This is a genomic window from Stenotrophomonas sp. 82F1, assembly GCF_056861525.1.
Map to the genome: position 1 here is coordinate 1 of NZ_JBSPUD010000003.1, position 24,220 is coordinate 24,220.

Here is a 24,220-nt window from a genome sequence, read left to right on the forward strand (position 1 = left end):
TGAAGTGACCCCCGAGAGTTGGACGGTGGGGTCAAACGGCCGCTTGGGCCTGTTTCCGGTACTGTACCGGGCTCAGGCCCTTCAATTTCAATCTGATGCGCTCTTGGTTGTAGTACTTGATGTAATCCACGAGCCCAGCCTCCAGACTCTCGATGCTGTCAAAGCTGTTCAGGTAGAAAAATTCTGACTTCAGCGTCCCGAAAAAGCTTTCCATTGCCGCATTGTCCAGGCAGTTGCCACGCCGGGACATGCTTTGCTTCAACGAGTGCTTTTCCAGCATGTGCCGGTAGTTTTCATGCTGGTACTGCCAGCCCTGGTCGGAGTGGATCATGGGGCGCTCATCCGGGGAGAGCTTGTTGATGGCTTCGTCCAGCATCTGACCTACCAGATCGAACACGGGCTGACGCTTGATCTGATAAGCCACGATTTCGCCGTTGTAGAGGTCCATGATCGGCGACAGGTAGAGCTTCATCCCTTGCACCTTGAACTCGGTGACGTCGGTCACCCACTTCTGGTTGGGCCGCTCGGCATGGAACTGGCGATTGAGGTCATTGCCAACCACAACATTGGCTGCCCCTTTGAAAGATCGGTAGCGCTTCACGCGGACCCGTGATTTCAGGCCCATCTCTCCCATCAGACGCTGTACCCGCTTGTGATTGGTCCGATGGCCCTGATTGGCCAATTCCAGCGTCACCGTGCGATAGCCATAGCGCCCTTGGCTTTGATCGTAGATTGCACGGATGCGCTCGCACAGATCTGCCTCGTCCTGATCCGGATGGGCCAGGACATGGTTCTGGTAATAGAAAGTACTGCGCGACAGCTCTGCCGCTTCGAGCAGAAGCGACAGCGTATGAACCTGCCTCAATCCTTGGATGGCTTGCGCTTTGCGTCCTGCGCCGCCTGCTCTTCCCGGATCAAGGCATCGAGTTTTTTTAGGTAGTCGGTCTCCGCACGCAGATAGGCGACTTCCTTGAGCAGCTCATCGCGGCTCATATCCTCAGGTGGTTTGGACGAACGGGTCTTTTTCATCGGCTTTCGGGGCGGCAGCGGCGGCGGTGCCAACGCTTGGGCACCGCCCTGAGCATACAGGCGCCGCCACTGCCCCACTGCGCCGGCATCGCCAATCTGAAAGTAGGTGGTGGCCTCACGCCCGGACATGCCGTCCCGGCTCATCTTCTCCAGAACAGCCAGCTTGAACGCGAGGTCATAGGACCGGGTCTGGCGGTGAAACCCGCGCCAACCGTGCAGCCGATACGTAGCCACCCAGCGTCTGACCGTGGAGAACTCCAAACCGTGGTGTCGGGCGATGGCTTTGACCGACGTGGAGGTCTTGCAGGCTTCTTTGGCGACCTGCAGTTTGAATCGAGCTTCGTACCTGTTCATGTATCCCTCGGGGTTGGATCTGGCGTCCAACTCCCGGGGGTCACTTCACCTTGGGGGCTTGGCCGCGGCATCCATGCCGCGGACACCCCCGCAACCGGACCCACCCCGCCTTCGACAGATCTCCGCAATCTGCCCGGATGACATGACCTGCTCTTGGTAGGTGTCGACCTTGGTCGACACGTAGATCCACGCCATGCCTGGATGCTCTAATTTCAATTGTCGAAATATTCGATTCCGACGGAGATTCATCCACGCATGGCGTGGATGTGCCAGATACCGCAACAGGGTCGTGGGTGGGGCGGTGTCGGATTGCGGGGTGTCCGCGCCATGGATGGCGCGGCCAAGCCTACAGGGACGTACTTGCGGCGTCCCCGCAATCCGACACCGCCACGCCCTCCCACGGAATGCACGCACGCTGTTGCTGTTGCTTGCGCAGTGGCCTCTGCAGGTGCAGGGCGCAGCCCTGCCGAACACCCCCTCAACGCAGGCGGATCAGCAGGCTGCCACCAGCACAGATCGTCGCCAGCCACGCCACGCCCTGCCACCCCCACTGCGCCAACGCCAGGCTGCCCAATGCACCGCCTGCCGCCATACCGATGAACATGCCGGTGAACAGCAGCGCGTTGAGGCGACTGCGTGCCGGCGGCACCAGACCGTAGACCAGAGTCTGGTGCGCGACCAGCGCCGACTGGAAACCGAAATCGAACAGCAACGCGCTGACCACCAGCAACGGCAGCAGCGCAGCGGCCGGCAGCCATGACTCGGCCAGCAACAGGGCAAAGCCTGCCAGCGCGACGGCGATCGCCAACCGCGCTACCGCAGGGCTGCCCAAGCGATCGGCGAAGCGGCCCGCAACGGGCGCAGCCAATGCACCCGCAGCACCGGCAATGCCGAACGCACCCGCAGCGGCACTGCCCAGACCCAGCCGTGCATGCAGCATCAGCGCCAGCGTCGACCAGAACGCACTGAAGCCCACCGCCAGCAGCGACTGACTGGCGACGGCGCGACGCAACTGCGGCTGCTCGCGCCAGAGCGCCAGCAACGAGCCCAACAGCGCGGGGTAGCGCAGCGTGCTGGTCGCGGCGAAGTGCGGCAGTGCCCGTGCCATCACCGCGCCCATCGCCAGCACCGAGAGAGCCGCCAGGCCGAACTGCACGCGCCAGCCCCAGGCTTCGGCCACCACGCCGCTGACCACGCGCGACAGCAGGATGCCCAGCAGCAGGCCCGTCATCACCCGGCCCACCACCTGCCCACGCTGCGCATCCGGTGCCAGCACCGCGGCGGCCGGCACGATGTCCTGCGCCAGCGTGGCCATCAGCCCGACCAGCAGGCTGGCAACAAGCAGCCCCGGCAACTGGCCGGCCAAGGCCGCCGCCCCCAGGGCCAACGCCAGCAAAACCGACTTCAGCAGGATCAGGTTGCGCCGGTCGAAGCGGTCGCCAAGCGGAGCCAGCAGCAGGATGCCCAGCGCATAGCCCAGCTGGGTCAGGGTCGGCACCAGGCCCACGGCGCGCTCGCCGGCACCCAGATCCTGGGCGATCAGGCCCAGCATCGGCTGGCTGTAGTAGAGCGAGGCCACCGAGAAGCCCGCACCGGCGGCCATGGCCAGTACCAGTGATGGGGCGGGCGCGGCGCTGGGCGCAGTGGTGATGGTTGAGAGCGAGGGGGTGGACATGGGGGCATCCGGGAAAGAAGTGGAGCGTAGCGTGCCGATATTCGCAGTGCGTCTGTAGTAGGCTCAGCCACATACTTGCCATACGTCATACGCATGAACGACCTTGCCTCGGGTGGCGACCGCCTGGATCTGCTACGTACTTTTTTGCGTATCGTGGACAGCGGCAGCCTTTCTGCTGCTGCCCTGCAGCTGGGCACCACCCAGCCCACCGTCAGCCGTCGGCTGCAAGCCCTGGAGCGGCAACTGGGCCTGCGCCTGCTGCAACGGTCCACCCACGGCCTGCTGCTGACCGAGGACGGCCAGCGCTGCCAACGCCATGCGCAGCGGGTGGTGGACGAATGGGAAGCGCTGCAGGCCGAGCTGCACGGCCAGGCCCAGATGCTCAGCGGTCGCCTGCGGGTGATGGTGCCGCATGCATTCGGCCAGGCGCAGCTGCTGCCGACCATGCTCGATTTCCTGGCCCAGCATCCACAGTTGAGCCTGGAGTGGATTCTTGAGGACCGCCGCCCGGACTTCATCGCCGAAGGCATCGACTGCGCGGTGCGGGTCGGCACGGTCGACGAACCGCGCATGGTCGCCCTGCCGCTGGCCGAAGTACCGCGCATCGTGGTGGCCGCACCCTCGCTGGCCGATGCAGGCTCGATCACCACGCCCGAGCAGGCGCAGGCATTGCCATGGATCTCGCTGGTCACCTATTACCGTGAACGTCTGCTGCTGCACGACGCGCAAGGCCGCGCACACACGCTGTCCATCACGCCACGCCTGCTCAGCGACAACCTGTTCGTGGTGCAGCAGGCCGCACGTGCTGGCTTGGGTGCGGCGGTGGTTTCGGCCTGGCTGGTGGTCGACGATCTGGCCGAAGGACGGCTGGTGCAACTGCTGCCGGACTGGCAGGCACCGCCGCTGCCGGTGCATCTGGTGTTCCCTGCCGCACGACAGCAACCCCTGCGCCTGCGCGCCTTCATCGACGCGATGAAAGCCGCGCTGCCGCAACTGCATGGCATGCGGCCGGCGCCACGCTAGGCGCTGCCGGCGACATCAACGCGGGCGTGGTTCTACTTCGCCGCAACATTCCAGCCAGCGACCTTGGCCTTGGTGTCGGCCAGCATCCTGTCCAGCGCCGCGCGGTCGTACACATCGCCACGCAGGATCACACTGTCGATCTTTTCGGTGGCGGCGATGTCCTGCAGCGGATTGGCGGTCAGCAGCACCAGATCGGCCGCCTTGCCCGTGGCGACACCGCCATAGCGCTGCATCTGGCCGAACCAGGCCGGGCCGGAGCGGGTCGCGGCGGACAGCGCCTGCGGTGCGCTCAGGCCTTCCTTCACGAACAGCTGCAACTCCTGGTGCAGCCCGATACCCGGGTAGTTGAACGAGTTGAGGAAGCCCGCATCGGTGCCGGCAATGATCGTCACCCCCGCTTCCTGCAGCAGCGGCAGCACTGCGGCCACCTGGTGGTACTGCGCATGGCGCGCCTCGATCTGCGCCGGCGTCGCCTTGGCCGCGCGCTCCACGCGCCAGGCGTACGTCGCGCGCAGGCCCGGGCCGATGTAGGCCAGATACGGATCGTTGGCGTGGTCGTCCTGGTCGAGGAAGTCGAGGATGCGGCCACCGTTGAGCGTCGGCGTCACGAATACGCCGCGCTTGGCGAAATCACGATAGGCGTGCAGCGCGGTTTCGTGATCGAAGCTGGCGTCGAGCCGGCGGTTGGCTTCAGCACGGTCGATGCGCCCGGCGCCGAAATCGGCGGCAATCTGCGCTTCATCCTTGCTGCCCGCCTTGAACGCATAGTCCAGATGCTCGATCGAGGCCAGGCCTGCGTCCACTGCCTGTTCCACCGTCAACGCCATCGGAATATGGCCTGAGGCCTTGAAACCCACCTTGCGCGCGGCACTGGCCGAGTACAGGAACAGTTCCGGGGTCAGCGTGCTGTCGGTGATCTTCACGAAATCGACCTTGTCGTGCTGCAGGCGTTCGATCGCCTTGTCCGCGTCGGCCTTGCTGCCCACCTCGATCGTGCCCTTCCAGACCGGCTTGATGCCTTCGATCTTCGCACCCGACGTCAGCAGGCGCGGACCGAACAGCGTGCCGTTGGCGATTTCGCCGCGCCACTGCAGTACCTGCTGCGGCAGATCACCGGAGCAGTCACGGATCGTGGTGATGCCGTGGGCGATGTACAGCGGCAGCAGCGCCTTGTTCTCTTCCACCAGCGCCGGGCCGCCACCGAAGTGCACGTGCATGTCCCACAGGCCCGGAATCAGGTACTTGCCCTTGGCGTCGATCTGGCGGCTGCTGCTCCACTGGCTGCGCACCTGCGCATCGGGACCGACCGCGACGATGTCCTCGCCACGGATGACCACGCTCTGCCCGGGCACGCTGCGTGCGTGCTCGACATCGACCACGGTGGCGTTACGGATCAGCAGATCGGCGCGCTCGGCGGCAGACGCCGACAGCGGTGCAACCGCAAGAAGGACGGCAAGGGACAACGGATGGGAGCGGAACATGGACAGCATCCTGGTGGGCACGGCAGCGTGCGGGTGGAAGGGGCGGGTGTCAGCGTGTCGCGCCGTGCTGGCGCAGCAATGTTTCGATGTGGGTGTAGCCGCGTTGCCGGGCATGCGCCAGCGGCGTTACGCCGTCACCATCTGCGAGTTCGGGATCGGCACCAGCGTCCAGCAGCAGCTGCACGATCTGCACGTGGCGCGGACCACCATCGCCGAGCAGGATCGCCTCCAGCAGTGCAGTCCAGTGCAAGCGATTGACATGGTCCACGGCCACACCAGCACGCAGCAGCGTACGCACGGTAGCGACATGACCGCGCTCGGCAGCAGGAATCAGCGCGGTACCGCCATAGCGGTTGGTGCTGCGCAGGTCTGCACCGTGCGCGAGGGTCAGCGCCAGGATCTCGTCCAGGCCGCGTGCGCCAGCGTACAGGTAGGCGCTGTCCTGCATCTCGTCCTTGGCATTGACGTCGGCGCCGGCCTCGATCAGCTCGCGCGCCACGTCCACGTTGTTGCCGTGGGTGGCCAGCAGCAGGGCCGTGCGGCCCTGGCCGTCACGGGCTTCCAGATCGGCACCCGCATCCAGTGACTCGCGCACGGCCTCGGCGTCGCCGCGGCTGGCGGCATCGCGCAATTGCGCATCGGCATCGCTGCTGGAAGTCGCCGTGCACGCCGGAATCACCATGACCAGCAGGCACAGCAACAGCATGCGAGCCACTGCCGAACGACGCTGCCGGGAGCGAAGGTGGTGCATCGTGAGTCTCCTCATGCGCGATGGCGCCGGCCATTGCCGGCCCCTGCCCTGCATGGTAGAAGTCGGCACGGGTATCCAGAAGTGAAATGTTCAAATGCAAGACAGTGCCAAATCGAATAGAACAGTGTTTGAACTGGACCTGCTGCGAGCCCTGGTGATGGTCGCTGACTGCGGCAGCTTCACCACCGCGGCCACCCGCCTGCATTCGACCCAGTCCACGGTCAGCCAGAAGGTTCGCCGCCTGGAGGAACTCGCCGGTCACCGCCTGCTCGAGCGCGGCCACCGCGACGTGCATCCCACCGATGCCGGGCACACCCTGCTGGGCTATGCCCGGCGCATGCTCGATCTGAACGAGGAGCTGGCCCAGGCATTGGCCGGCGCCACCGTGGAGACCGCAGTGCGCATCGGTGTGCCGGAGGACTTCGTCAACGCCCAGACCACGCGCATGCTCGCCGCCTTCAGCCGCCGCCACCCGCAGGTCAAGCTGGAAATCAGCAGCGGCCTCAGCCGTGATCTGGCCCACGGCTTTGACCATGGCGAGCTGGACCTGGTGCTGGTCAAGCAGCGTCGCAACACTCGCCAGGCCGTGCATTGCCGGCGCGAGCCGATGCACTGGATCGACAGCCTGCGCAGCAGCAGCCTGCAGCAGGACCCGCTGCCGCTGGTCACGTTCCCGCCGCGTGGGCTGTACCGCGACGAGATGATCCAGGCCGTCGAGGCACTGGGCCTGCGCTGGCGCATCGCGTTCACCAGTTCCTCGCTGAGCGGCATCCAGGGCGCGGTGGCCGACGGCATCGGCATCAGCCTGCTGCCACGTCGCGCGGTCAACCGCGAACACCGCATCATCGATGGCCAGCGCGACCTGCCGGTGGTCGACAACTACGAGATCGGCCTGCTGCATCGTGCCGATGCCGATGATGCGGTGCGTGCGCTAGCCAGCGAACTGTGGCGCCAGGTGCAACGCGAACCGGACTGACAACAGTAGATCCACGCCATGCGTGGATGCCTTTCGCGCGTCAAGCATCGAAACATGGTCAATCCGGCCGCACGGCGGGCAATATTACCCGCTACAGTACCTGTTGTTTCCGTGCTCCACGGCGCCCTGCCATGTCCGACGAAATCCCCACCCGCTTCGATCCCCTGCCCGCTGCGCTGCATGCGCATCTGCAGCACCAGCGTTCACGGATCGCCGCTCGCGTGGCCGCCGAATTTCCCACCCTGCCGGTGCAATGGCCACTGTCGGCCCCCACGCTGCAGCGCGTAGTCGATGCGGAGCTGCTCGATCGTGACGACTGCGATGGTTGGGAGGCGCTGGGCGTGGCGTTCGGCGACACGCTGGCCCAGCGCGTGCCGGGCCTGGCCTGGATGCAGGTCACTGACGCCTGGGGCATCGACGCGGTGCTGCGCTATGCCGACAGCAGCCTGCAGATCGGAGTCAGCACGCTGCTGCTCAAACGCGTCGAGCAGGGCGAGACGATCGACATCGCCCATCTGCTGGCGTGGTTGGAGGAGTTCGTCGCCACCCGCGCCGACGATTACGCCTGAAAGGCTGCCGAGCATGGCTCGGCACTACAAGGGGTTGGCGCGGCGTGATGGGTAGATCCACGCCATGCGTGGATGAACGTGACCGCGGGATGGTTCCATCCACACATGGAATGGATCTACAGCCAGCGACCGTCGACCACCACGCGGCGCTCCACCGGCACCCCTGCCACCGCAGCCGGACCATGGTCGGCACGTACCGCCACGAAGGTGGCCGGAAGACCGTCTGCAATGCCGTACTGCGGCAGCCCGATCACCGCCGCCGCATGGGTGGTGACCATGTCCAGCGCCAGCATCAGGTCCGCATCGGTGTAGAAGCCGGAGCGGTAACCGAGCAGCATCGCCCGCTGCAGCAGGTCGCCGTTGCCGTACGGCCACCAGCAATCGCGGATGTTGTCGTTGCCCGCGAACACGCGCACACCTGCGTCGTGCAGGGCGCGCAGCGGCGGGAACGGATGGTCGCCCGGCGCATTGCTCATGATCGCTACGCCTGCAGCAGCCAACGCCTCGCCGACCTGCAGCGCGCGTGCCAATGGCACCTCGCCCAGCGCATAGGCATGACTGACTGCCACCCTGCCCTGCAGGCCCGACGCGCGCGTGCGCGCCGCGATCCGCAGCAGCTGCGCCAGCCCGGTCTCGCCCGGCTCGTGCAGGTGGATGTCCAGGCGTACGCCATAGCGCTCGGCCAGCCCGAACAACAACGCCAGCTGGCCGTCGGCATCCCCGTCCAGCGTGCTCGGGTCGATGCCACCCAGTACTTCCACCCCTGCAGCAATCGCCTGTTCCAGCACCGCCGCTGTACCCGGGCACGACATCACGCCCGCCTGCGGAAACGCCACCAGCTGGATGCGCATGATGTCGGCACAGCGCAGCGCGGCCTCGCGTACCGCCTGCAGGTGGCGCAGGCCGGTGCTGCCATCGATATCGACATGGCAACGCATCGCCACCGTGCCGAAGCCGCTGCACTGGCGGATCAGCGCCTCGGCACGGTCCGCCATCGGTGCAGCGGCGGCTATCGCGGTCTTTTCCACCGCCAGCCGCTCACGCAGGCTGTTCACCGGCTGGTGCGGGTGCCAGCGGTCGCCGACGAAGCTCTTGTCCAGATGGATATGGCCATCGACCAGTCCCGGCAGAACGGCAAAGCCGGTCAGGTCGACGGTCTGGGCTTCCTCTGCTGCCGCGTCGTCGCCGTTGATGCCGACAAAACGGCCATCACGGACGTGGAAATGCAGGGGGGTACCGTCGCGATCGACGCCACCATGAACGAACTGCAGGGTCATCTGGATCTCCCGGAAAGCCAACACTGGGGTCATCCTGCCCGCCGCCGCTGCCATCGGCCAACGAAATATCTGCATGCCATGCATTCATCGGCACGATGAATCCCGCCCGCGACCCTGCGCCGCAGGGACGCCGGATGCACGCCTGAACGGGTAACATGGGCGCCTGTTTCCGCTGTGATGCCGCATGGGCCCGTCCGACCGCCACGATCGTCTTCGCCGCTGGCAGGCCGCGTCCCTGTTGGCCGCCGCCCCGATCGCCAGCCTGTCCGCCACCGATGCCAACGCCAGCGCGCCCCTGCAGGCGCCGCCAGGCCAGCAGCGGATCGCCTCGGCAGCGCTGGTCGAGGTGCTGCATCAGCGCGTGCTGGCCGGTCAGAGCGCCACCGCCACCCTGGAAAGCTGGTGTGCCGAGCACGGCCTGGCCGAGCAGGCCCGGGTCCGCGCCGTGCGCGTACATGGCCAGGACAAGCCTGCGCCGGCCGACGTGCTGCAGGCCCTGGGCGCCAATGCCTCCACGCCCCTGCGTTACCGCCGTGTGCAGCTGGCCTGCGGCAGCCGGGTGCTGTCGGAGGCCGACAACTGGTACCTGCCCGATCACCTCAGCGCGGCCATGAACCAGGTGCTCGACACCACCGACGAGCCCTTTGGCCGTGTGGTCGGTCCGCTCGGCTTCCAGCGCCAGACCCTCACCGACCAGACGTTCTGGCCGCCACGCGGCGAAGGCGACCATGGCGTCATCCTGGAAGTGCGCGCCCTGCTCCGTGACCGCCAGCGGCAGTCTTTCAGCTACGTCATCGAGTCGTATCTGGTGCAGGCGCTGCCCTGATCCAGCAATGAGCTGAATAGAGAAAGGCCCGGCAATGCCGGGCCTTTCGTTTTGCGTTTCGATCAACGGAACCGGTAATCCAGCTCCACCCAGAACTGACGGCCGTAGGGGTCGTAGTTGCCGACCGGATAGAACGGCCAGCCACCGCCATTCCTGTCCGCCGGCGGCCGGCTGTAGCGCAGGTTGTTGACGATCACGCCCAGTGTCAGGTTTTCGCCGAACTGGCGGAACACACTGGCGTTGTAGGTCATGTACGGCGCGATGCGGCCACTGCCATCGCTCTTGGGCAACGAGCCATAACGGTTGCCATAGATCGTCGCGGTCCAGTCGCCCTGGTTCCAGGTGATGCTGCCATTGGCCTTGCTGCGCCACTGCCAGTCATCCAGCGAATTGCGGATGTCGCGCACTTCGTCATCGGCAAACTGCTTGTACTCGTGCTCCAGCACCAGGGTGTAGGCCAGACGCGTGGTGAAGCGGCCATAGCGGCCCGCATCGAAGCGCCAGTTACCCTTCAGGTCGACGCCACGCACCGATTCCGATGCCGCATTGATCGGATTGATCAACACGCGGGTCACCTGGTCCGGCTGCACGGTGGCAGTGGAGGGGTTGCGGATCACCCGCGACAGCGCGTCCTGGCACAGCGGCGAACCGATGTCGCGCGCCTCGCCGCCGAGGGTGCGACCCAGCCGGCAGTCGGCCTCATCACGGAGGATGCGGCTGGTGTCGAGGCTGGTCACCTCGTTGTCGATGCGGATGTCGTAGTAGTCAGCGCTGAAATCCAGCCCGGACAGTGGCGACCAGACCACGCCGAAGCCATACGACTTGGCCGACTCCGGCTGCAGCTGCGGATTGGCGCGGTTGCTGTAGTCGATCGACAGGCCGTTGTAGTCGCAGTTGTCATACGACTGGCCGGCGGTGCGGCAGCGCCAGTAGTCGGTCATGCCCGGGTTGTAGCCACGTGTCTCGGTGGCGAACACATAGTTCATGTCCGGCGCACGGAAGCTGGTGGCGGCGGTGCCGCGGATCAGCAGGCTTTCGATCGGACGGAATTCGACACCGAAGCTCCACGTCGCCTTGCCGAGATGCTCGCCACCGGCGCGGTACTGGTCGTAGCGACCTGCCAGGGTGGTGGTCAGCGACTGCAGCAACGGCAGCTGCAGTTCAACACCGGCCGCATAGCGGTCACGTTCGCCACCGGCACCGATGCCGGCGCTGGTGTTCCAGAATTCACCGGTGCCCAGGCGCGGGTCCGGACGATTGCGGTAGCCCTGGCTGCCCGCTTCGACCACTGCGGCCAACGCGGCATCGCCACCCGGCAATGCGAACAGGCGGCCGTTGACCGTCGCGCTGAAGGTCTGCAGCCACGCCGCGTTGCGGCTTTCCTGGTAGTCGGACAGGCGACCGTACTCATCGGGCGTCAGCGGCCGGAACAGGCGCGACGGATCCGGTGCGTAGACCTCCACGCCGTTGCGCACCCCTAGCTGCGGACCCAGCAGATACTCGTTGATACCGGCCAGCAGCACCGGCCGGCGCGTGCGGTTCTCGTACCGCGAGCGGCTGTAGACCGCTTCGTAGTCCCAGCCGCTGTCACCGAACTGGCCACGCGCACCGACATTGAACGACCACGAGTTTTCCAGGAAGCGATTGGCGTTGCGTGGCAGGCCACCAATTTCCTCCGGCGCGAAGCGGCGGTACCAGCTTTCCAGGTTGCCCGTGTTCTGGTTGTAGAAATAGTTGCGTGACGAGGTCCAGGTGGGTGCGCGCGTGTTGTTGTGGATCCGTGCGCTGCCCACGGCGACATCGGCGAACAGGTCGGTGCTGTCGTTGACGTGGAACGTCAGCAGACCGTAGCCGTTGAGGTTGCGCTTCTCGGTCTGCACGGTCCAGTAGCTGGCAGCGGCTTCGTTGCTACCGCAGTACGCGCCCTGGCGAGGGTTGTTGGCGCGGAACACGCTGCCGCCGTAGATGGCCGAGGCCGCATCGCAGCCGGCCGCGCCCGGATCGATATTGCGGCCAGTGGCTGCGTTGCGACGATAGGCGACGGCCGTCGGCTGCGGCGCCTTGCCGGTGGGATCATCGTCCAGCGAATCCATGAAGTCGCGCTGCCGCGCGTGGATCGCCTTGCGCACGTCCAGTTCGAAGCCGAACAGGCCTTCCCAGCGCTCGCCCGAGCTGCCGCCCACCACCTGCACACGCTGGTTGTCACCACCGCCCTGCTGGGTGCCGCCGGCACGCACGTTGACGTCCACACCGTCGAAGCGATCCTTGAGGATGATGTTGACCACGCCGGCGATGGCATCGGAGCCGTACACCGCCGATGCACCGGCGGCCAGCACCTCGATGCGCTCGATCAGCGCACTGGGGATGTTGGCCAGGTTGACCACGTTCACCGAGCCTTCGTAGGCCAGCGGATAGTCGGCCTGGCGGCGGCCGTTGACCAGCACCAGCGTGCGGTTCGGGCCCAGCCCACGCAGGTTGATGGTGTTCGCCGCCGGGGTGAAGGTATTGCCGAAGTCCTCGCCCTGCACGTTGCCGGTGTTTTCAGTGAGCGCGCTCAACGCATCGAATGCGTTGCGGTAGCCCTGCGCATCGATCTGCTCGCGGCTGATCACAGTGACCGGTGACGGCCCCTCGACGCTGGCACGCGGGATGCGCGAGCCGGTGACCTTCACTTCCTGCAATGAGGTGGGTGCGCTTTCCTGCGCGAAGGCCGGCAACGAGGCCAGCATCAGGGACGACAAGGCAAGCACCAGCGGACGCGGGCGCAGCGCCAGGGAAGAGGCGGACATGGGCTTCCTGGGGGAGTTGGGCGGGTGGTCCGGGGCGCTGGCGACGGTGCGCGCATAACGATCCCGTAACGAAAGTGTCCTGAACGGATGGTTGCAACGGAAATGACCAGCCCTGATGGCCTTATGCCTGAACCGAATCAGACCGCACGCCGCGGCACCACTGCGTTTGCAACTTCTTTCATTGTCCCCGTTCACCCAGGTGCGGCATCGTCCCACGCCATGAACCGGTATTTCCCTGCTTCCCTGCCACCGCTGCGGCCCGTACTGCGCCGTCATCTCCTGCTGCTTCAGCACGGGCCCGTCGTGCTGCGACCTCTGCAGCGCTCGGACCTCGTCGCCTGGCGCCGCCACTATCGGCAGGTCGAGCGCGCGTGCAACCTGCCCGCCCACTTCGATGCCGAGGCCCGCTTCCTCTGCGCTGTGCAGCGATCGCAGCTGCAACACGACAACGACCATCTGCAGCTCGGCGCGTTCGACGTCGAAGGCGAGCTGCTGGACCAGCTGAGCCTGCGCCTGCAGTGCGCACATGCCCGCAGTGTCGAGCTGTACTGGCTGCATGCCGGAGGCTGCCCGCAGCAACGCCAGCTGCACCCGTCGTTGCAGGCGCTGTGCACGTTCCTGTTCGAACAGGTGGGAATCCGTCGCTTGTTCGTCCTGCTGCCGCCCGATACGGGCAGCGAAGTGGTCGCCACCCTGCAGGCCGTCGGCTTCGAGCACGAAGGCCTGCTGCGCGACCATCATCTGGATGACGAGGGCTGGCAGGACCGCCGGCTGTACGCGCTGACCGCCCCTGCCTGGTTGCAGCGGCGGTCAGCGGAAAGCTAGCGCACCCGCTCCAGCGCAGCATCCGCGCCGGTCAACACGCTGCAGGCATGGTCCTGCAGCTCCTCGGCGCTGGCGTCGTTGCCACTGTCAGGGTCCAGCTGCGTGGCCAGCAGGATGAATCCGGGCGCGCCGTGCGCGTCCTCGTGTCCCGCCACCAGCAGGCTCCATTGGCCAACCTTGTCCACACCGCTCAGCCCGTAGGCCAGCAGGTTGAGCGGATTGGCGGTCAACGCTTCGCCGGGCAGCAGCCGCGCCTGGTACTGATGGCCGCGCAACAGCACCGGCAGGGGTGCCCACTGCGTACCGAGGGTCGCACGGTGGTCTTCCAGCGCACGCAGCACATCGGCGCGCAGGCAGTCGACGTGGATGTGCAGCTGGTGCTGCGAACGGCCATGCGGTGAATTCAATGCCAGGCTGGCAACGCTGCGCGGCAACGGCTGGCCCAGCGCCTGCTCGGTGCGCCCGCGCGCCTGCCAGGCGGCAGCGAAATAATTGGGTGCACCACGTCGGTACAGCGCGGGGCTTTCGATGCCGCTGACCTTGTCCAGCGGCATCAGCAGGAACTGATAGTGGCCGTGCGCGTCCTTGACCAGCACATCGCGGTGGTCGGCTGCCGGGCGCACCTGCAGGCAGTCACCCCGAGGCGACTGCGAACCCTGGCAGTCGCGCTCGATCAGGCGCCACAACGCATCCGAATGGGCCGGCGGCGGCGCGGGGGGCACGCTGGCACAACCGGCCAGCAAGATCAGGGGCAGCAGCAGGAATCGCACGGCAACAACTCACGGGATCAGGCGCGACATTCAGCGCCGCGCGCCATTCTAGCCAGTGGGATGTGGCAATCAGTAGGTGCCGAACGGCACTTCAACCACGACCGGGGCGCCCGCAGGCAGCAGCTGCAGGGTGTAGCGGTCCAGTGCGCCATCATCATCGGCCAGCGGCTGGCGGTGGAACTGCAGGCGGTAATGGGCCTCGCCCAGGCGCACCTCGCTGCCGTCGGCGGCCAGCACAGCAGCGTCGGGCAGCAGCAGCCCACCCAGATCGCTGTAGGCACCGGCAACATCGGTGAACGCATAGTCGGCCAGTTCATCCACCCGCTGCATCGCATAGACATGCGGCAGGTACGGTCGCGCCGGGCTGCGGCCATTGCTCAGATCGGTCACCCCGGCCTGCGGCAGGTGGTACTGCTCGCGCAGCGCGGCAACACCCAGCGACTCGCTGGCCACCTGCAGGCAGCACACCGTGCGCTTGCCTTCGCGGTCGAGGATGGCGAAGCGATCACCACGGGTGGCAGCCTGCGGCAGCAGCGCGAACGCCAGGTTGCGCTGCGCCGGCTGGTAACCCGCTTCGGTCTGCAGGTTGCGCCAGCCACCGAACACCGGCGCTTCGGCGGCGGGCGCTGCGACCGGTTCGGCGGCCACGGCGGCCACTGCCATGCAAAGCAGCGACAGCACAGCCACCGCCTTCACTGCGTTCTGCCTGCCACACAAACTGCCTGCCGTCATACTGGACCCAACACCTGCACCGGACTGGCCCGGCCTGCCCGCCGGCACGCTGCCGGCAACGCCGGCCACTATGCAGTGCAGCGGCCGCGCGGGCAATGACCCGAACGCTGCCGGGTTTCGCGCGGTCAGTGCTATCGTGCCGCCAATCCCCTGCGCAGGAGCGCCCGCATGACCATCCGCCTGACTCTGTTGCTGCCCGCCTCGGCCCTGTTGCTGTCGGCCTGTGTCAGCACTCCCGGCCCGGAGGTCAAGGGCAGTGGCCGCTGCGATGCCAGCCAGCTGGGCTGGGCCATCGGCCAGCCGGCCAACGAGCCGAACATCCGCCGCCTGTCCAGCGAAAGCGGCGCCGGCATGGTCAATCCCATCGGCCCGGCCACCATCACCACCAAGGACATCCGCCAGGACCGCCTGCGCGTGTTCGTGGACAAGGACAACATCATCACCGCCACCCGCTGCGAGTAAACGCGCCAGCGTCGTCGCACAGAGCCGGGCCCCTGCCCGGCTCCATGGCTCAGGGCTCGGTGTAGCCCGAGCACTCCGGCAGCGGCTGATCCGGCTGGTAAGCTCCTGAGGTGAAGCGGAAGGTACGCGTGTAGCTGCATTCCGCGTCCTGTTCGGTGCGCAGATCCTTCTTCCTCAACCGTCCCTTGGCCAGCGAGTCCCGCTGCGGTGATACCCCGGCCGGATAGTTGCTGGCCTCGGTCCGGTAGCGCAGCACGGGCATGTCCTGCCCCTCGGTTGCCAACGCAAGTTCAGCATCGAAACTGTACTCGTCGTGGCAGGCACCGGCGCGCTGATCGAAATCGCGCTCACTGAAACAGGCCCGGATCATCTTGTTGGCCGACAACGCAACGGACAGCACGTCGGCGTCCACCTGGATGCCTTCATCGAGATGGCGGATGCGCGCCAGCTGCAGGGTCGATGCGCTGGCACCGCCACCGGAATACATCGCGCGGGCCTCCACCAGACCGCCAACGAGCACGTTCTGCAGTGCCGCCTGTTGCGGATCGGCCACGGCCTGGCCTGCGCCCGCGCCGGGGGCCAGGCGCACGATGAAGGGCCAGACCCGCAGGTCGCCGTCGTCAACTACCTCGATGGGCACGTGGCGCATGCGTGGTTCGGCTTCATCACCTGCGCGCTCGGCAACTTCCAGCACCGCCGGTTGTTCTTCGCCCGTTGCGGGCAGCGCGCGCACGCACCACCAGCCGTCGGCAGTGCAGTAGCGCTCGGGCTCGTCCGCGCCCTGCTCGCCCTGCAGCAGCAGCGCTTCCAGCCGGTTGCCCGCGGCATCCTGTTGGACGGGTGCGGCAGCCTGCGCAAGCAGTGGAGCGGACAGCATCAGTGTGCTCAGCACGGTGCGAATAATTGTTCTCTGCATCGCAATTCCTGCGCATCGGTGCGTGCCTACGGAACACGGATGGTAACGCAGAGAAGAACGGTCTCCCCGCATCAGTTTCCGATCACGTCGCAGGCAATGCAGTGAGCCACCAAGAGAACGGCATCCGGGGCTATCCGCTGATGCTACGCAGAATCGCAGGGGGAGCAAAACCATCATCGGCGTCTGATAGCAGGTCGCCGTCATTCCAACGCGACTGTTGGATCCACTCCAAGGCCTTCGCCACAAAATCATCAAAAGTACGTGCGAGAAGATACTTCGTATCTTCGTCAGCCCCAAACGCAATCATCTGACCTTCAGACCCACCCGCATCGGGATCGAAGTCCAAGCCCATGTGATTTCCACCGCCGTCATGCGTGAGCGGTATCCAGCGCGCATTCGCGTACATTGGCTTCACCACCCCAGGAGGGCTAGCCTCCATGAACTCAGCGCAGTCTTCGTTCATCCCGTCAGCCTCGATCTCCCGCCATCCTTGCCACTGCCGCAGGATCTCCGCTATCGAGAGCATCTGATTTCCGAAAAGAAGCCCGAACCCGTCCTGTCCGTCGTGAATCATCAGCATCTGCTTCAGCAGATCTGGCAGAACAACTCCCAACTGGGCCTCCAGTTCAATCAATTCACTTTCGGAAGCTCCTGGCCGTAGCTGCATCTCATCCAGACAGTGCTTCTCGAAAAGCGACGCTCTGATGGAAACCCATATTTCATCTGCGCTCTGCATCGATCGTGCATCCGTCTATTGCAAGGGCTCAGGCTAGTGCCAAGGCGATGAGTCTGGAATACAACGAATCCGAATTTTCGAGGCGTTTGCCATCAGTGTCCGTTGCAGTCGCAGCCACCCCAACCTTTCGCCTTCGACGTCTGGCCGATGCCGGGGTTGAAGGTATTGCTCGGGTCCAGCGTGCGGTAGAAGCCGGCCAGCGCCGGCTTGGCCGGATACAGATGACCGACATTGTGCTCGGCGGGGTACTCCGCACCGCGCTGGTCCAGCAATGCCCACATCGCGTGCTCGATGGCCATCGGGTCTTCACCCTTGCGCGCGATGTAGTCCTGGTGGAACACGTGGCACAGGAAGTGGCCGTAGTACAGCTTGTGCAGCAGGCGGCCGTCGATGTCTGCCGGCAGCTGCTCGAACCAGTCGGCATCATCGCGGCGCAGCGCGATGTCCAGCGCGACGATGTCCTGCACCTGTTCGCGGTGCACTTCGCGGTAGCGCACCGCTGCACCGGCCACGGCGAAGCGATGCAGGAACGCCTTGCGTCCTTCGTCGGCCGTGCAGTGGAAGTAACCGCCTTCATGGCCGTTGAAGAAGCTGCGCAGCCACGCCTCGGTGGCGGCCGCATCCTGCGCGGACACCTTCAGCAGCAGGTGATGCTCGTAACGCTGGCGGAATTCGCCCATGCGCTTGGGCAGGTGCGAAGGCAGCAGACCGGTCAGCGCCTGCATCACCCGGTCGGTGACACCGCGCAGGCCGAGCCGTTCGAACCAGCCATCGACCCGGCTCTTCAGCGCGAACGCAGCCGGCACGCGTGCGGTGCCGAGCTTGTCGATCAGCAGGAAACTGTCCTTGCCGTAGCGCTCGCCGATGTCATAGGCATCGCGGTGGATGTATTCACCGGCGATGGGAAGGCGCTCGAAGCCGGTGAGCAGCTGGCGGCGGATCGCGGTCAGGCTGTCGGTGCGGTTGCTGCCGATATAGAAGACCTCGGCGGCCTCCTTCTCGAACGTATCCAGGCGCACGGCGAACACCGCCAGCTTGCCGGCAGATCCGGCTGCCTCGAAATGACGGCTGGGATCGGCATTGAAGCGAGCCGGGGTATCGGCATCGACCTTGCGCACTTCCTCGGCGTAACGCGGATCGGAGGCAGCACGGCCATCCCCATTGCTGACGTCTGCAGCGCGGTAGTCACCGTCCTGCAGACGCTGCAGGATCTGCTCGGGCGTATCGCCCAGCGCGATGCCCAGATGGTTGACCAGCTGCAGTTCGCCCTGAGCATCAACCTGCGCATACAGCGCCAGCTCGGTGTAGGCAGGGCCACGGCGCACCAGCGCGCCACCGGAGTTGTTGCAGATGCCGCCCAGCACCGAGGCGCCGATGCACGACGAGCCGATCACCGAGTGCGGCTCGCGGCCGAGGGGTGCCAGCGTCTGCTCCAACCGGTCCAGCGTCGCGCCGGGCAGGCATAGCACCTGGCGGCCTTCGTTCAACAGCTGGATGCCGGTCAGGCGCAGGGTACTGACCAGCACGATCGGCCGGCCGTAGTCATCGCCATCCGGGGTGGAACCGCCGGTCAGGCCGGTATTGGCTGCCTGCAGGATGATCGCCGCGCCGCCCTGCACCGCCGCCTGCAGCACGTGCCACAGCTGCAGCAGCGTACCCGGGCGCACCACCGCCAGCACCGGGCCGTCGCCGAAGCGATAGCCGCGACGGAAGCGGCGGGTGGCCTTGTCGCCGGTCAGTACGTGGCGGTCCCCCACCGCAGCACGCAACCGCGCCAGCACCGTGTTGCGATCACTCATGGCAGGCGCACCAGCGAATCACGGCCGATGTCAGCAATGCCATGCGCGCCGGTCAGGGTCATCGCCACGCGCATTTCCTTGGCGATCAGGTCCAGCAGGTTGGCCACGCCGGCCTCGCCCTGCGCGGCAAGCGCGTAGACGAAGGCGCGACCCAGCAGCACGGTATCAGCGCCCAGCGCCAGCATGCGCACCACGTCCAGGCCGGTGCGGATGCCGGAATCGGCAAGGATCTTCAGATCGCCCTGCACCGCATCGGCAATGGCTGGCAAGGCGCGTGCGGTGGACAGCACACCATCCAGCTGGCGACCGCCATGGTTGGAGACCACGATGCCATCGGCGCCGAAGGCGACCGCATCACGCGCATCGTCGGCATCGAGGATGCCCTTGATCACCATCGGACCCTTCCAGAATTCGCGGATCCACTCCAGGTCCTTCCACGAAATGGACGGATCGAAGTTGCTGCCCAGCCAGCCGATGTAGTCCTCCAGCCCGGTCGGGTTGCCGCGATAGGTGGAGATGTTGCCGAGGTCATGCGGGCGTCCGCGCAGGCCCACGTCCCACGCCCAGCGCGGATGGGTGATGGCCTGGCCGATGCGACGCATTGCAGCATTCGGACCACTCATGCCCGAGTGCGCGTCACGATAACGCGCGCCCGGCACCGGCATGTCGACCGTGAACACCAGGGTGGTCACACCCGCCGCCTGCGCGCGCTCCAGCGCATTGCGCATGAAGCCGCGATCGCGCAGCACGTACAGCTGGAACCACATCGGGCGCCGGATTGCTGGCGCGACTTCTTCGATCGGGCACACAGACACCGTGGACAGCGTGAACGGGATACCGCGACTGTCGGCCGCGCGCGCCGCCTGCACTTCACCGCGACGGGCATACATGCCGGTCAGGCCGACCGGGGCCAGCGCCACCGGCATCGCCAGCTTCTCGCCGAACAGCTCGGTTTCCAGGCTCAGGTCGGACATGTTGCGCAGGATGCGCTGGCGCAGCGCAATGTCGGACAGGTCGGACACGTTGCGCTTCAGCGTGTGCTCGGCATACGCGCCACCATCGATGTAGTGGAACAGGAACGGCGGCAGCCGACGTTCGGCTGCGGCACGGTAATCGGTGGAGGCGGAAATGATCATGGGGTCAACCGTGTGGGGAAGGCAGGCGCGAGGCCCGCGCACGCCGGGCTTCGTTGTCATCGAGGGTGCGCAGCGTGGTGTGCACGAACTCGAGGTGGGCATGTGCGGCGGCGCGCGCACGTTCGGGGTCGCCGGCCATCACCGCATCCATCATCTCGCGGTGCTGGTCGGACAACGGAGAGAAGGTCCTGGCCGAGGTGTACAGCTTTTCGCGGCTCTGCGAGATGTTGGTCTGCAGCAGCTCGAACAAACCGCGCATCACCTGCAGCAGCACCAGGTTGTGCGACGCCTCGGCGATGGACAGGTGGAAGGCCGCATCGGCCTCGGCTTCGCCGGTGGGGTCATCCTTGCCATGCGCGTCCATCATGGTCTGAAACGCTTGGGCGATACGTGCACGGTCTTCGTCGGTGGCGCGCAGCGCCGCGTGCCAGGCCGTGGCGCCTTCCAGTGCGTGGCGGATTTCCAGCACGTCGAATCGATATTCCGGGTCGCCCTGGAACAGCGGCAGGTATGGCACCAAGGGTTCATCCAGTGCCTGCCGTGCCCGTGCGGCGGGCTCGCTCACATAGGTGCCACCACCCACGCGCGCGGTCAGCAGACCGTGGCTGGCCAACTGGGCAATGGCCTCGCGCAGCGCGGTCCGCGAAACCCCCAGCTGCACCGCCAGCGTGCGCTCGGCCGGCAGCCTGTCGCCCGGCTGCAGCTGCCGTTCCTGCACCAGCGCACGCAGCTGCGCGGCCACCTTGTCCGAAACCCGTTGTGTGCTCATGGCGCCATTGTGGCCCGAAGCACGCCGCTGTTGGTCGGCCTGCGCTGCATGCTCAGGGAATCATCCAGGTCAGCCAGTAGGCCTGGGCCAGGGTGATCAGGCCGACCATCGTGGTGAAGATCAGGCTGTGCTTGACGGTGAAGCGGAACAGGTCCGACTCCTTGCCGGCCAGGCCCACCGCTGCACAGGCAATGGCAATGGACTGCGGCGAGATCATCTTGCCGGTGACGCCGCCGGTGGTGTTGGCCGCTACCAGCAGCACGTCGGACACGCCGATCTGCTGCGCGGTGGTCGCCTGCAGCGCCGAGAACAGCGCATTGGACGAGGTATCCGAACCGGTCAGGAACACGCCCAGCCAGCCCAGGAACGGCGAGAAGAACGGGAACGCCTTGCCGGTGTGCGCCAGTGCCAGCGCCAACGTGGCCGACAGGCCCGAATAGTTGGCGATGAAGGCGAACGCCAGCACCATGCCGATCGAGAAGATCGGCATACGCAGTTCGCGCACGGTTTCACCGAAGGTCTGCAGCGCCGAGCGCGCCGGCATGCGCAGGGCGATGATCGCAATCACCGCAGCGAGGATGATCGAGGTACCGGTGGCCGAGAACCAGTCGAACTTGTACACCGCCTCATAGCTCAGCGGCGCTTCGACGATCGGCGGCATCTTCTGCACCAGCTGGTCCAGGCCCGGCACCGGGATCTTCAGCACCCAGCTTTCCAGCGGGCCGCCGCTGGCGAACAGCGACTTGAACGGCTTGATGCTCCACACGGTGACCATCGCGGTGAGGATCAGGAACGGTGACCAGGCCTTGGCGATCTGGCCGACGCTATGGCGCGGCGCTTCCAGTGCCTGTGCGGCCGCCTCAGCGCTGGTTTCGGTATCGAAGCGGAAGATCCGCACCGGCTTCCAGCGGCGCAGGAACAGGGTCAGGCAGACCAGCGACGCCAGCGACGCGGTGATGTCCGGCAGTTCCGGGCCGATGAAGTTGGAGGTCAGGTACTGGGCAATGGCGAACGAGCCGCCGGCCACCAGCACCGCCGGCCAGGTTTCCTTGATGCCACGCCAGCCATCCATGATCGCCATGATCCAGAACAGCACGATGATGGTCAGGAACGGCAGCTGGCGGCCCGCCATCTGGCCGATCTCGAAGGCGTCCAGGCCAGTCACCTGCCCTGCCACGATGATCGGAATGCCCATCGCACCGAACGCTACCGGCGCGGTGTTGACGATCAGGCACAGGCCGGCGGCATACAGCGGTTTGAAGCCCAGCCCGACCAGCAGCGCGGCGGTGATCGCCACCGGCGCACCGAACCCGGCCGCACCTTCCAGGAAGGCACCGAAGGCGAAGCCGACCATCAGCATCTGCAACCGCTGGTCCTCGGTGACCGACAGGATCGAGGCGCGGATGATGTCGAACTGGCCGGTCTTGACCGAGACCTTGTACAGGAACACCGCGCCGATGATGATCCAGGCGATCGGCCACAGGCCATAGACGAAGCCGAAGCCCGCCGCGCCCAGCGCCTGCGCCACCGGCATGCGATAGAACAGCAGTGCCACGGCAAGCGCGATGGCCACGGTGATGGTGCCGGCGATCCAGCCCTTCATGCGCAGCACGGCCAGGGCAACGAAGAAGAAGGCGATCGGCAGCAGCGCGATCAGGCTCGACAACCACAGGTTGCCAGCGGGGTCGTACACGTGTTGCCAGGGCTGCATGAGGGCTCTCGACAGGAACAGGAGGTTCCCCACCGGGTGGGGGCGTCGCGCCCGTCATCATTGGTCGTACCGATTTGACCAGTGAACGGACCACAGGCGCGAATTGAACCGCCAATCCTGCGAAGAGCCTATTAGACCATAGGGCTATACGGAATTATTGGTAGTACCATTTTTTGGATTACAGCTTCTTCTCCACCCGTCGGATCAGCGCGAGCACCAGCACGCACAGCACGCTGACACCGAGTGCGATCACGTACTTGCCGATGCCCACGGCAATGCCGATGGCCGCCGCCATGATCAAGGAGCTGGCCGTGGTGAGCCCGCTGACCTGGTCCTCGCGATTGCCACGCAGGATGGTGCCGGCGGCGACGAAACCGACGCAGGCCACCACCGCTTCGATCAAGCGCACCGGGTCGACCTGCAGCAGATCGCGGTAGCGCTCCTGCTGGAAGTGTTCGGCCACCGAGTCACCGAGCCCGACGATCAGCGCAGCAGCACCGGCGATCAGCATGTGCGTGCGCAGGCCGGCAGCGTGCTTGCCCATCTCGCGCTCTACGCCCAGCACGCCGCCAAAGACCATGGCAGCGGCCACGCGCAGCAGAATGGACATGTCCTGGGTGAGTTCCATAAAGAGGCTCCGGAAGTTTCCCGGAGCGTTGCGCGGCGGCCGTGGGACGGCGGTGAAGGCGATGGCACGCCCTCTTCACCGCGCGGATTCATCCAGGCATGGCGTCGACCGGTTGATCACCGCCATGCGTACCCCGGTTGCACCCGGTTACTGCGCCAGATAGCCACCATCGATGGCGTAGTACGCACCCGTCGCGAACGAGGCATCGTCGCTGGCCAGCCAGGCCACCAGCGCGGCCACTTCCTGCGGTGTTCCCAAGCGCTTGAGCGCATGCCGCCCTTCCAGCGTTGCGCGCACCTTGGCGTCCATCTTTTCAAGCAACGGCGTGTTGATGAAGCCCGGGCCCACCGCATTGATGCGGATGCCATCGGCGGCATGCTCCCATGCAGCCGTCTGGGTCAGGCCGACCACACCATGTTTGGCGGCCGCGTAGGCGGTCGAGCCGGCATAGCCCACCTGGCCCAGAATGGAGGCCATGTTGATGATGCTGCCACCACTGCCCGCCGCACGCATCGCCTGGATCTGCGCCCGCTGGCACAGGAACACGCTGGTCAGGTTCACATCCACCACGCGTTTCCAGCCATCGATCGGGTAGTCGCCACTGCTGGCCGCAGGCCCGCCAATGCCCGCATTGTTCACTGCGATGTGCACGCCGCCCAGTTCCTTCACCGTGCGCTGCACCGCCGCTTCCACCGCAGCCTCGTCGGTGACATCCAGCGCGATGCCGATGGCCTCGGCACCCTGGCTGCGCAGCGCGTCTACTGTTGCATCCACCGCTTCCTGCTTCAGGTCCCATACCGAAATACGCGCACCCGATGCGGCGAGCGTCTCCGCTACCGCCAGGCCGATACCGGAAACACCGCCGGTCACGATCGCGGTTTTTCCGTTGAGCTGGTAATCAATCATCTGTGGTCTCCATGCGTTGGGAATCGATGCGGACAGAAACGTCCGACCCCACAGACACTACGCCCTTCTTCGTGACGAAA

General features: G+C 66.0%; 22 protein-coding genes. 6 read left to right on the forward strand and 16 right to left on the reverse strand.

Annotated features, from left to right (window positions below; all coding sequences use genetic code 11):
* Positions 1–31: 31 nt before the first annotated feature.
* Together AC13GI_RS04325 and AC13GI_RS04330 are read right to left on the reverse strand one after the other, a co-directional pair.
* A protein-coding gene (locus AC13GI_RS04325; RefSeq protein ID WP_482995612.1) for an IS3 family transposase occupies positions 32–1,383 on the reverse strand; the annotation gives its coding sequence in 2 pieces (ribosomal slippage) (positions 32–936 and positions 936–1,383; 1,353 coding nt in all).
* Between the two features lie 478 nt (positions 1,384–1,861).
* Positions 1,862–3,058 (reverse strand): MFS transporter, encoded by a 1,197-nt coding sequence (locus tag AC13GI_RS04330; RefSeq protein WP_236512749.1) that lies wholly within the window; start codon positions 3,056–3,058, stop codon positions 1,862–1,864.
* A gap of 93 nt (positions 3,059–3,151) precedes the next feature.
* On the opposite strand from AC13GI_RS04330, the gene AC13GI_RS04335 reads away from it, so the two are divergent.
* On the forward strand, positions 3,152–4,081 hold the full coding sequence (locus tag AC13GI_RS04335; RefSeq protein WP_482995613.1) for a LysR family transcriptional regulator: 930 nt from the start codon (positions 3,152–3,154) through the stop codon (positions 4,079–4,081).
* Between the two features lie 32 nt (positions 4,082–4,113).
* Here AC13GI_RS04335 and AC13GI_RS04340 read toward each other — a convergent pair whose 3' ends face one another.
* Together AC13GI_RS04340 and AC13GI_RS04345 are read right to left on the reverse strand one after the other, a co-directional pair.
* Positions 4,114–5,562 carry an amidohydrolase family protein gene (locus AC13GI_RS04340; RefSeq protein ID WP_482995614.1) on the reverse strand — a complete coding sequence of 483 codons (1,449 nt, stop codon included), beginning with the start codon at positions 5,560–5,562 and terminating at the stop codon, positions 4,114–4,116.
* 49 nt (positions 5,563–5,611) lie between these two features.
* Positions 5,612–6,313, reverse strand: coding sequence for an ankyrin repeat domain-containing protein (locus AC13GI_RS04345; protein WP_482995615.1), 702 nt, complete (start codon positions 6,311–6,313; stop codon positions 5,612–5,614).
* A gap of 94 nt (positions 6,314–6,407) precedes the next feature.
* Here AC13GI_RS04345 and AC13GI_RS04350 point away from each other — a divergent pair, with 94 nt between their 5' ends.
* Both AC13GI_RS04350 and AC13GI_RS04355 read left to right on the forward strand, forming a co-directional pair.
* The gene (locus AC13GI_RS04350) at positions 6,408–7,289 is read left to right on the forward strand and encodes a LysR substrate-binding domain-containing protein (RefSeq protein ID WP_099821537.1); all 882 of its coding nucleotides are present in this window, start codon (positions 6,408–6,410) and stop codon (positions 7,287–7,289) included.
* A 131-nt stretch (positions 7,290–7,420) separates the two neighbouring features.
* On the forward strand, positions 7,421–7,858 hold the full coding sequence (locus AC13GI_RS04355; RefSeq protein ID WP_482995616.1) for a DUF3806 domain-containing protein: 438 nt from the start codon (positions 7,421–7,423) through the stop codon (positions 7,856–7,858).
* Between the two features lie 116 nt (positions 7,859–7,974).
* On the opposite strand, the gene AC13GI_RS04360 is transcribed toward AC13GI_RS04355, so the two are convergent.
* Entirely contained in the window at positions 7,975–9,135 is a 1,161-nt protein-coding gene (locus AC13GI_RS04360) for an amidohydrolase family protein (protein ID WP_482995617.1), read from the reverse strand.
* A 184-nt stretch (positions 9,136–9,319) separates the two neighbouring features.
* Here AC13GI_RS04360 and AC13GI_RS04365 point away from each other — a divergent pair, with 184 nt between their 5' ends.
* Positions 9,320–9,961 (forward strand): hypothetical protein, encoded by a 642-nt coding sequence (locus AC13GI_RS04365; protein WP_482995618.1) that lies wholly within the window; start codon positions 9,320–9,322, stop codon positions 9,959–9,961.
* A 62-nt stretch (positions 9,962–10,023) separates the two neighbouring features.
* Here the strand turns inward: AC13GI_RS04365 and AC13GI_RS04370 are convergent, their stop codons facing one another.
* Positions 10,024–12,750, reverse strand: a complete 2,727-nt coding sequence (locus AC13GI_RS04370) for a TonB-dependent receptor plug domain-containing protein (RefSeq protein ID WP_482995619.1) — start codon at positions 12,748–12,750, stop codon at positions 10,024–10,026.
* A 303-nt stretch (positions 12,751–13,053) separates the two neighbouring features.
* On the opposite strand from AC13GI_RS04370, the gene AC13GI_RS04375 reads away from it, so the two are divergent.
* Entirely contained in the window at positions 13,054–13,575 is a 522-nt protein-coding gene (locus tag AC13GI_RS04375; RefSeq protein ID WP_380657468.1) for a GNAT family N-acetyltransferase, read from the forward strand.
* Here the strand turns inward: AC13GI_RS04375 and AC13GI_RS04380 are convergent.
* Together AC13GI_RS04380 and AC13GI_RS04385 are read right to left on the reverse strand one after the other, a co-directional pair.
* Positions 13,572–14,345, reverse strand: coding sequence for a CDP-diacylglycerol diphosphatase (locus AC13GI_RS04380; RefSeq protein ID WP_099821531.1), 774 nt, complete (start codon positions 14,343–14,345; stop codon positions 13,572–13,574). The two genes, AC13GI_RS04375 and AC13GI_RS04380, sit on opposite strands and share 4 nt — an antisense overlap.
* Positions 14,346–14,414: 69 nt before the next feature.
* Positions 14,415–15,077 carry a decarboxylase gene (locus AC13GI_RS04385; protein WP_482995620.1) on the reverse strand — a complete coding sequence of 221 codons (663 nt, stop codon included), beginning with the start codon at positions 15,075–15,077 and terminating at the stop codon, positions 14,415–14,417.
* Between the two features lie 168 nt (positions 15,078–15,245).
* Here AC13GI_RS04385 and AC13GI_RS04390 point away from each other — a divergent pair, with 168 nt between their 5' ends.
* Positions 15,246–15,539 (forward strand): hypothetical protein, encoded by a 294-nt coding sequence (locus tag AC13GI_RS04390; RefSeq protein ID WP_025878511.1) that lies wholly within the window; start codon positions 15,246–15,248, stop codon positions 15,537–15,539.
* 49 nt (positions 15,540–15,588) lie between these two features.
* On the opposite strand, the gene AC13GI_RS04395 is transcribed toward AC13GI_RS04390, so the two are convergent.
* From AC13GI_RS04395 to AC13GI_RS04430, 8 genes are all read right to left on the reverse strand, one after another.
* Positions 15,589–16,455 (reverse strand): hypothetical protein, encoded by an 867-nt coding sequence (locus tag AC13GI_RS04395; RefSeq protein ID WP_482995621.1) that lies wholly within the window; start codon positions 16,453–16,455, stop codon positions 15,589–15,591.
* Between the two features lie 130 nt (positions 16,456–16,585).
* The gene (locus tag AC13GI_RS04400) at positions 16,586–17,191 is read right to left on the reverse strand and encodes an SMI1/KNR4 family protein (protein ID WP_482995622.1); all 606 of its coding nucleotides are present in this window, start codon (positions 17,189–17,191) and stop codon (positions 16,586–16,588) included.
* Positions 17,192–17,283: 92 nt separating this feature from the next.
* Positions 17,284–18,990, reverse strand: a complete 1,707-nt coding sequence (dld, locus tag AC13GI_RS04405; protein ID WP_482995623.1) for a D-lactate dehydrogenase — start codon at positions 18,988–18,990, stop codon at positions 17,284–17,286.
* On the reverse strand, positions 18,987–20,126 hold the full coding sequence (gene lldD / locus AC13GI_RS04410) for an FMN-dependent L-lactate dehydrogenase LldD (protein ID WP_482995624.1): 1,140 nt from the start codon (positions 20,124–20,126) through the stop codon (positions 18,987–18,989). The genes dld and lldD overlap by 4 nt, the downstream gene beginning before the upstream one ends.
* Before the next feature lie 4 nt (positions 20,127–20,130).
* Positions 20,131–20,895: a transcriptional regulator LldR gene (gene lldR / locus AC13GI_RS04415; protein WP_375070244.1), complete on the reverse strand. Its 765-nt coding sequence runs from the start codon at positions 20,893–20,895 to the stop codon at positions 20,131–20,133.
* 52 nt (positions 20,896–20,947) lie between these two features.
* Positions 20,948–22,606 carry an L-lactate permease gene (gene lldP / locus AC13GI_RS04420; protein WP_482995625.1) on the reverse strand — a complete coding sequence of 553 codons (1,659 nt, stop codon included), beginning with the start codon at positions 22,604–22,606 and terminating at the stop codon, positions 20,948–20,950.
* Between the two features lie 178 nt (positions 22,607–22,784).
* On the reverse strand, positions 22,785–23,234 hold the full coding sequence (locus tag AC13GI_RS04425; protein WP_100460309.1) for an MgtC/SapB family protein: 450 nt from the start codon (positions 23,232–23,234) through the stop codon (positions 22,785–22,787).
* Between the two features lie 147 nt (positions 23,235–23,381).
* Positions 23,382–24,140 (reverse strand): SDR family NAD(P)-dependent oxidoreductase, encoded by a 759-nt coding sequence (locus tag AC13GI_RS04430; protein WP_482995626.1) that lies wholly within the window; start codon positions 24,138–24,140, stop codon positions 23,382–23,384.
* Positions 24,141–24,220: the final 80 nt, after the last annotated feature.

What these genes read in the sequence shown, in the direction of transcription:
- AC13GI_RS04400 (WP_482995622.1), bottom strand. Translation starts at nt 17,191, where the DNA reads ATGCAGAGCGCAGATGAAATATGGGTTTCCATCAGAGCGTCGCTTTTC.
- AC13GI_RS04360 (WP_482995617.1), bottom strand. Translation starts at nt 9,135, where the DNA reads ATGACCCTGCAGTTCGTTCATGGTGGCGTCGATCGCGACGGTACCCCC.
- AC13GI_RS04350 (WP_099821537.1), top strand. Translation starts at nt 6,408, where the DNA reads ATGCAAGACAGTGCCAAATCGAATAGAACAGTGTTTGAACTGGACCTG.
- AC13GI_RS04355 (WP_482995616.1), top strand. Translation starts at nt 7,421, where the DNA reads ATGTCCGACGAAATCCCCACCCGCTTCGATCCCCTGCCCGCTGCGCTG.
- AC13GI_RS04385 (WP_482995620.1), bottom strand. Translation starts at nt 15,077, where the DNA reads ATGACGGCAGGCAGTTTGTGTGGCAGGCAGAACGCAGTGAAGGCGGTG.
- AC13GI_RS04430 (WP_482995626.1), bottom strand. Translation starts at nt 24,140, where the DNA reads ATGATTGATTACCAGCTCAACGGAAAAACCGCGATCGTGACCGGCGGT.
- AC13GI_RS04390 (WP_025878511.1), top strand. Translation starts at nt 15,246, where the DNA reads ATGACCATCCGCCTGACTCTGTTGCTGCCCGCCTCGGCCCTGTTGCTG.
- lldD (WP_482995624.1), bottom strand. Translation starts at nt 20,126, where the DNA reads ATGATCATTTCCGCCTCCACCGATTACCGTGCCGCAGCCGAACGTCGG.
- AC13GI_RS04365 (WP_482995618.1), top strand. Translation starts at nt 9,320, where the DNA reads ATGGGCCCGTCCGACCGCCACGATCGTCTTCGCCGCTGGCAGGCCGCG.
- AC13GI_RS04425 (WP_100460309.1), bottom strand. Translation starts at nt 23,234, where the DNA reads ATGGAACTCACCCAGGACATGTCCATTCTGCTGCGCGTGGCCGCTGCC.
- AC13GI_RS04395 (WP_482995621.1), bottom strand. Translation starts at nt 16,455, where the DNA reads ATGCAGAGAACAATTATTCGCACCGTGCTGAGCACACTGATGCTGTCC.
- AC13GI_RS04345 (WP_482995615.1), bottom strand. Translation starts at nt 6,313, where the DNA reads ATGCACCACCTTCGCTCCCGGCAGCGTCGTTCGGCAGTGGCTCGCATG.
- AC13GI_RS04370 (WP_482995619.1), bottom strand. Translation starts at nt 12,750, where the DNA reads ATGTCCGCCTCTTCCCTGGCGCTGCGCCCGCGTCCGCTGGTGCTTGCC.
- AC13GI_RS04340 (WP_482995614.1), bottom strand. Translation starts at nt 5,562, where the DNA reads ATGTTCCGCTCCCATCCGTTGTCCCTTGCCGTCCTTCTTGCGGTTGCA.
- dld (WP_482995623.1), bottom strand. Translation starts at nt 18,990, where the DNA reads ATGAGTGATCGCAACACGGTGCTGGCGCGGTTGCGTGCTGCGGTGGGG.
- lldP (WP_482995625.1), bottom strand. Translation starts at nt 22,606, where the DNA reads ATGCAGCCCTGGCAACACGTGTACGACCCCGCTGGCAACCTGTGGTTG.
- AC13GI_RS04330 (WP_236512749.1), bottom strand. Translation starts at nt 3,058, where the DNA reads ATGTCCACCCCCTCGCTCTCAACCATCACCACTGCGCCCAGCGCCGCG.
- AC13GI_RS04335 (WP_482995613.1), top strand. Translation starts at nt 3,152, where the DNA reads ATGAACGACCTTGCCTCGGGTGGCGACCGCCTGGATCTGCTACGTACT.
- lldR (WP_375070244.1), bottom strand. Translation starts at nt 20,895, where the DNA reads ATGAGCACACAACGGGTTTCGGACAAGGTGGCCGCGCAGCTGCGTGCG.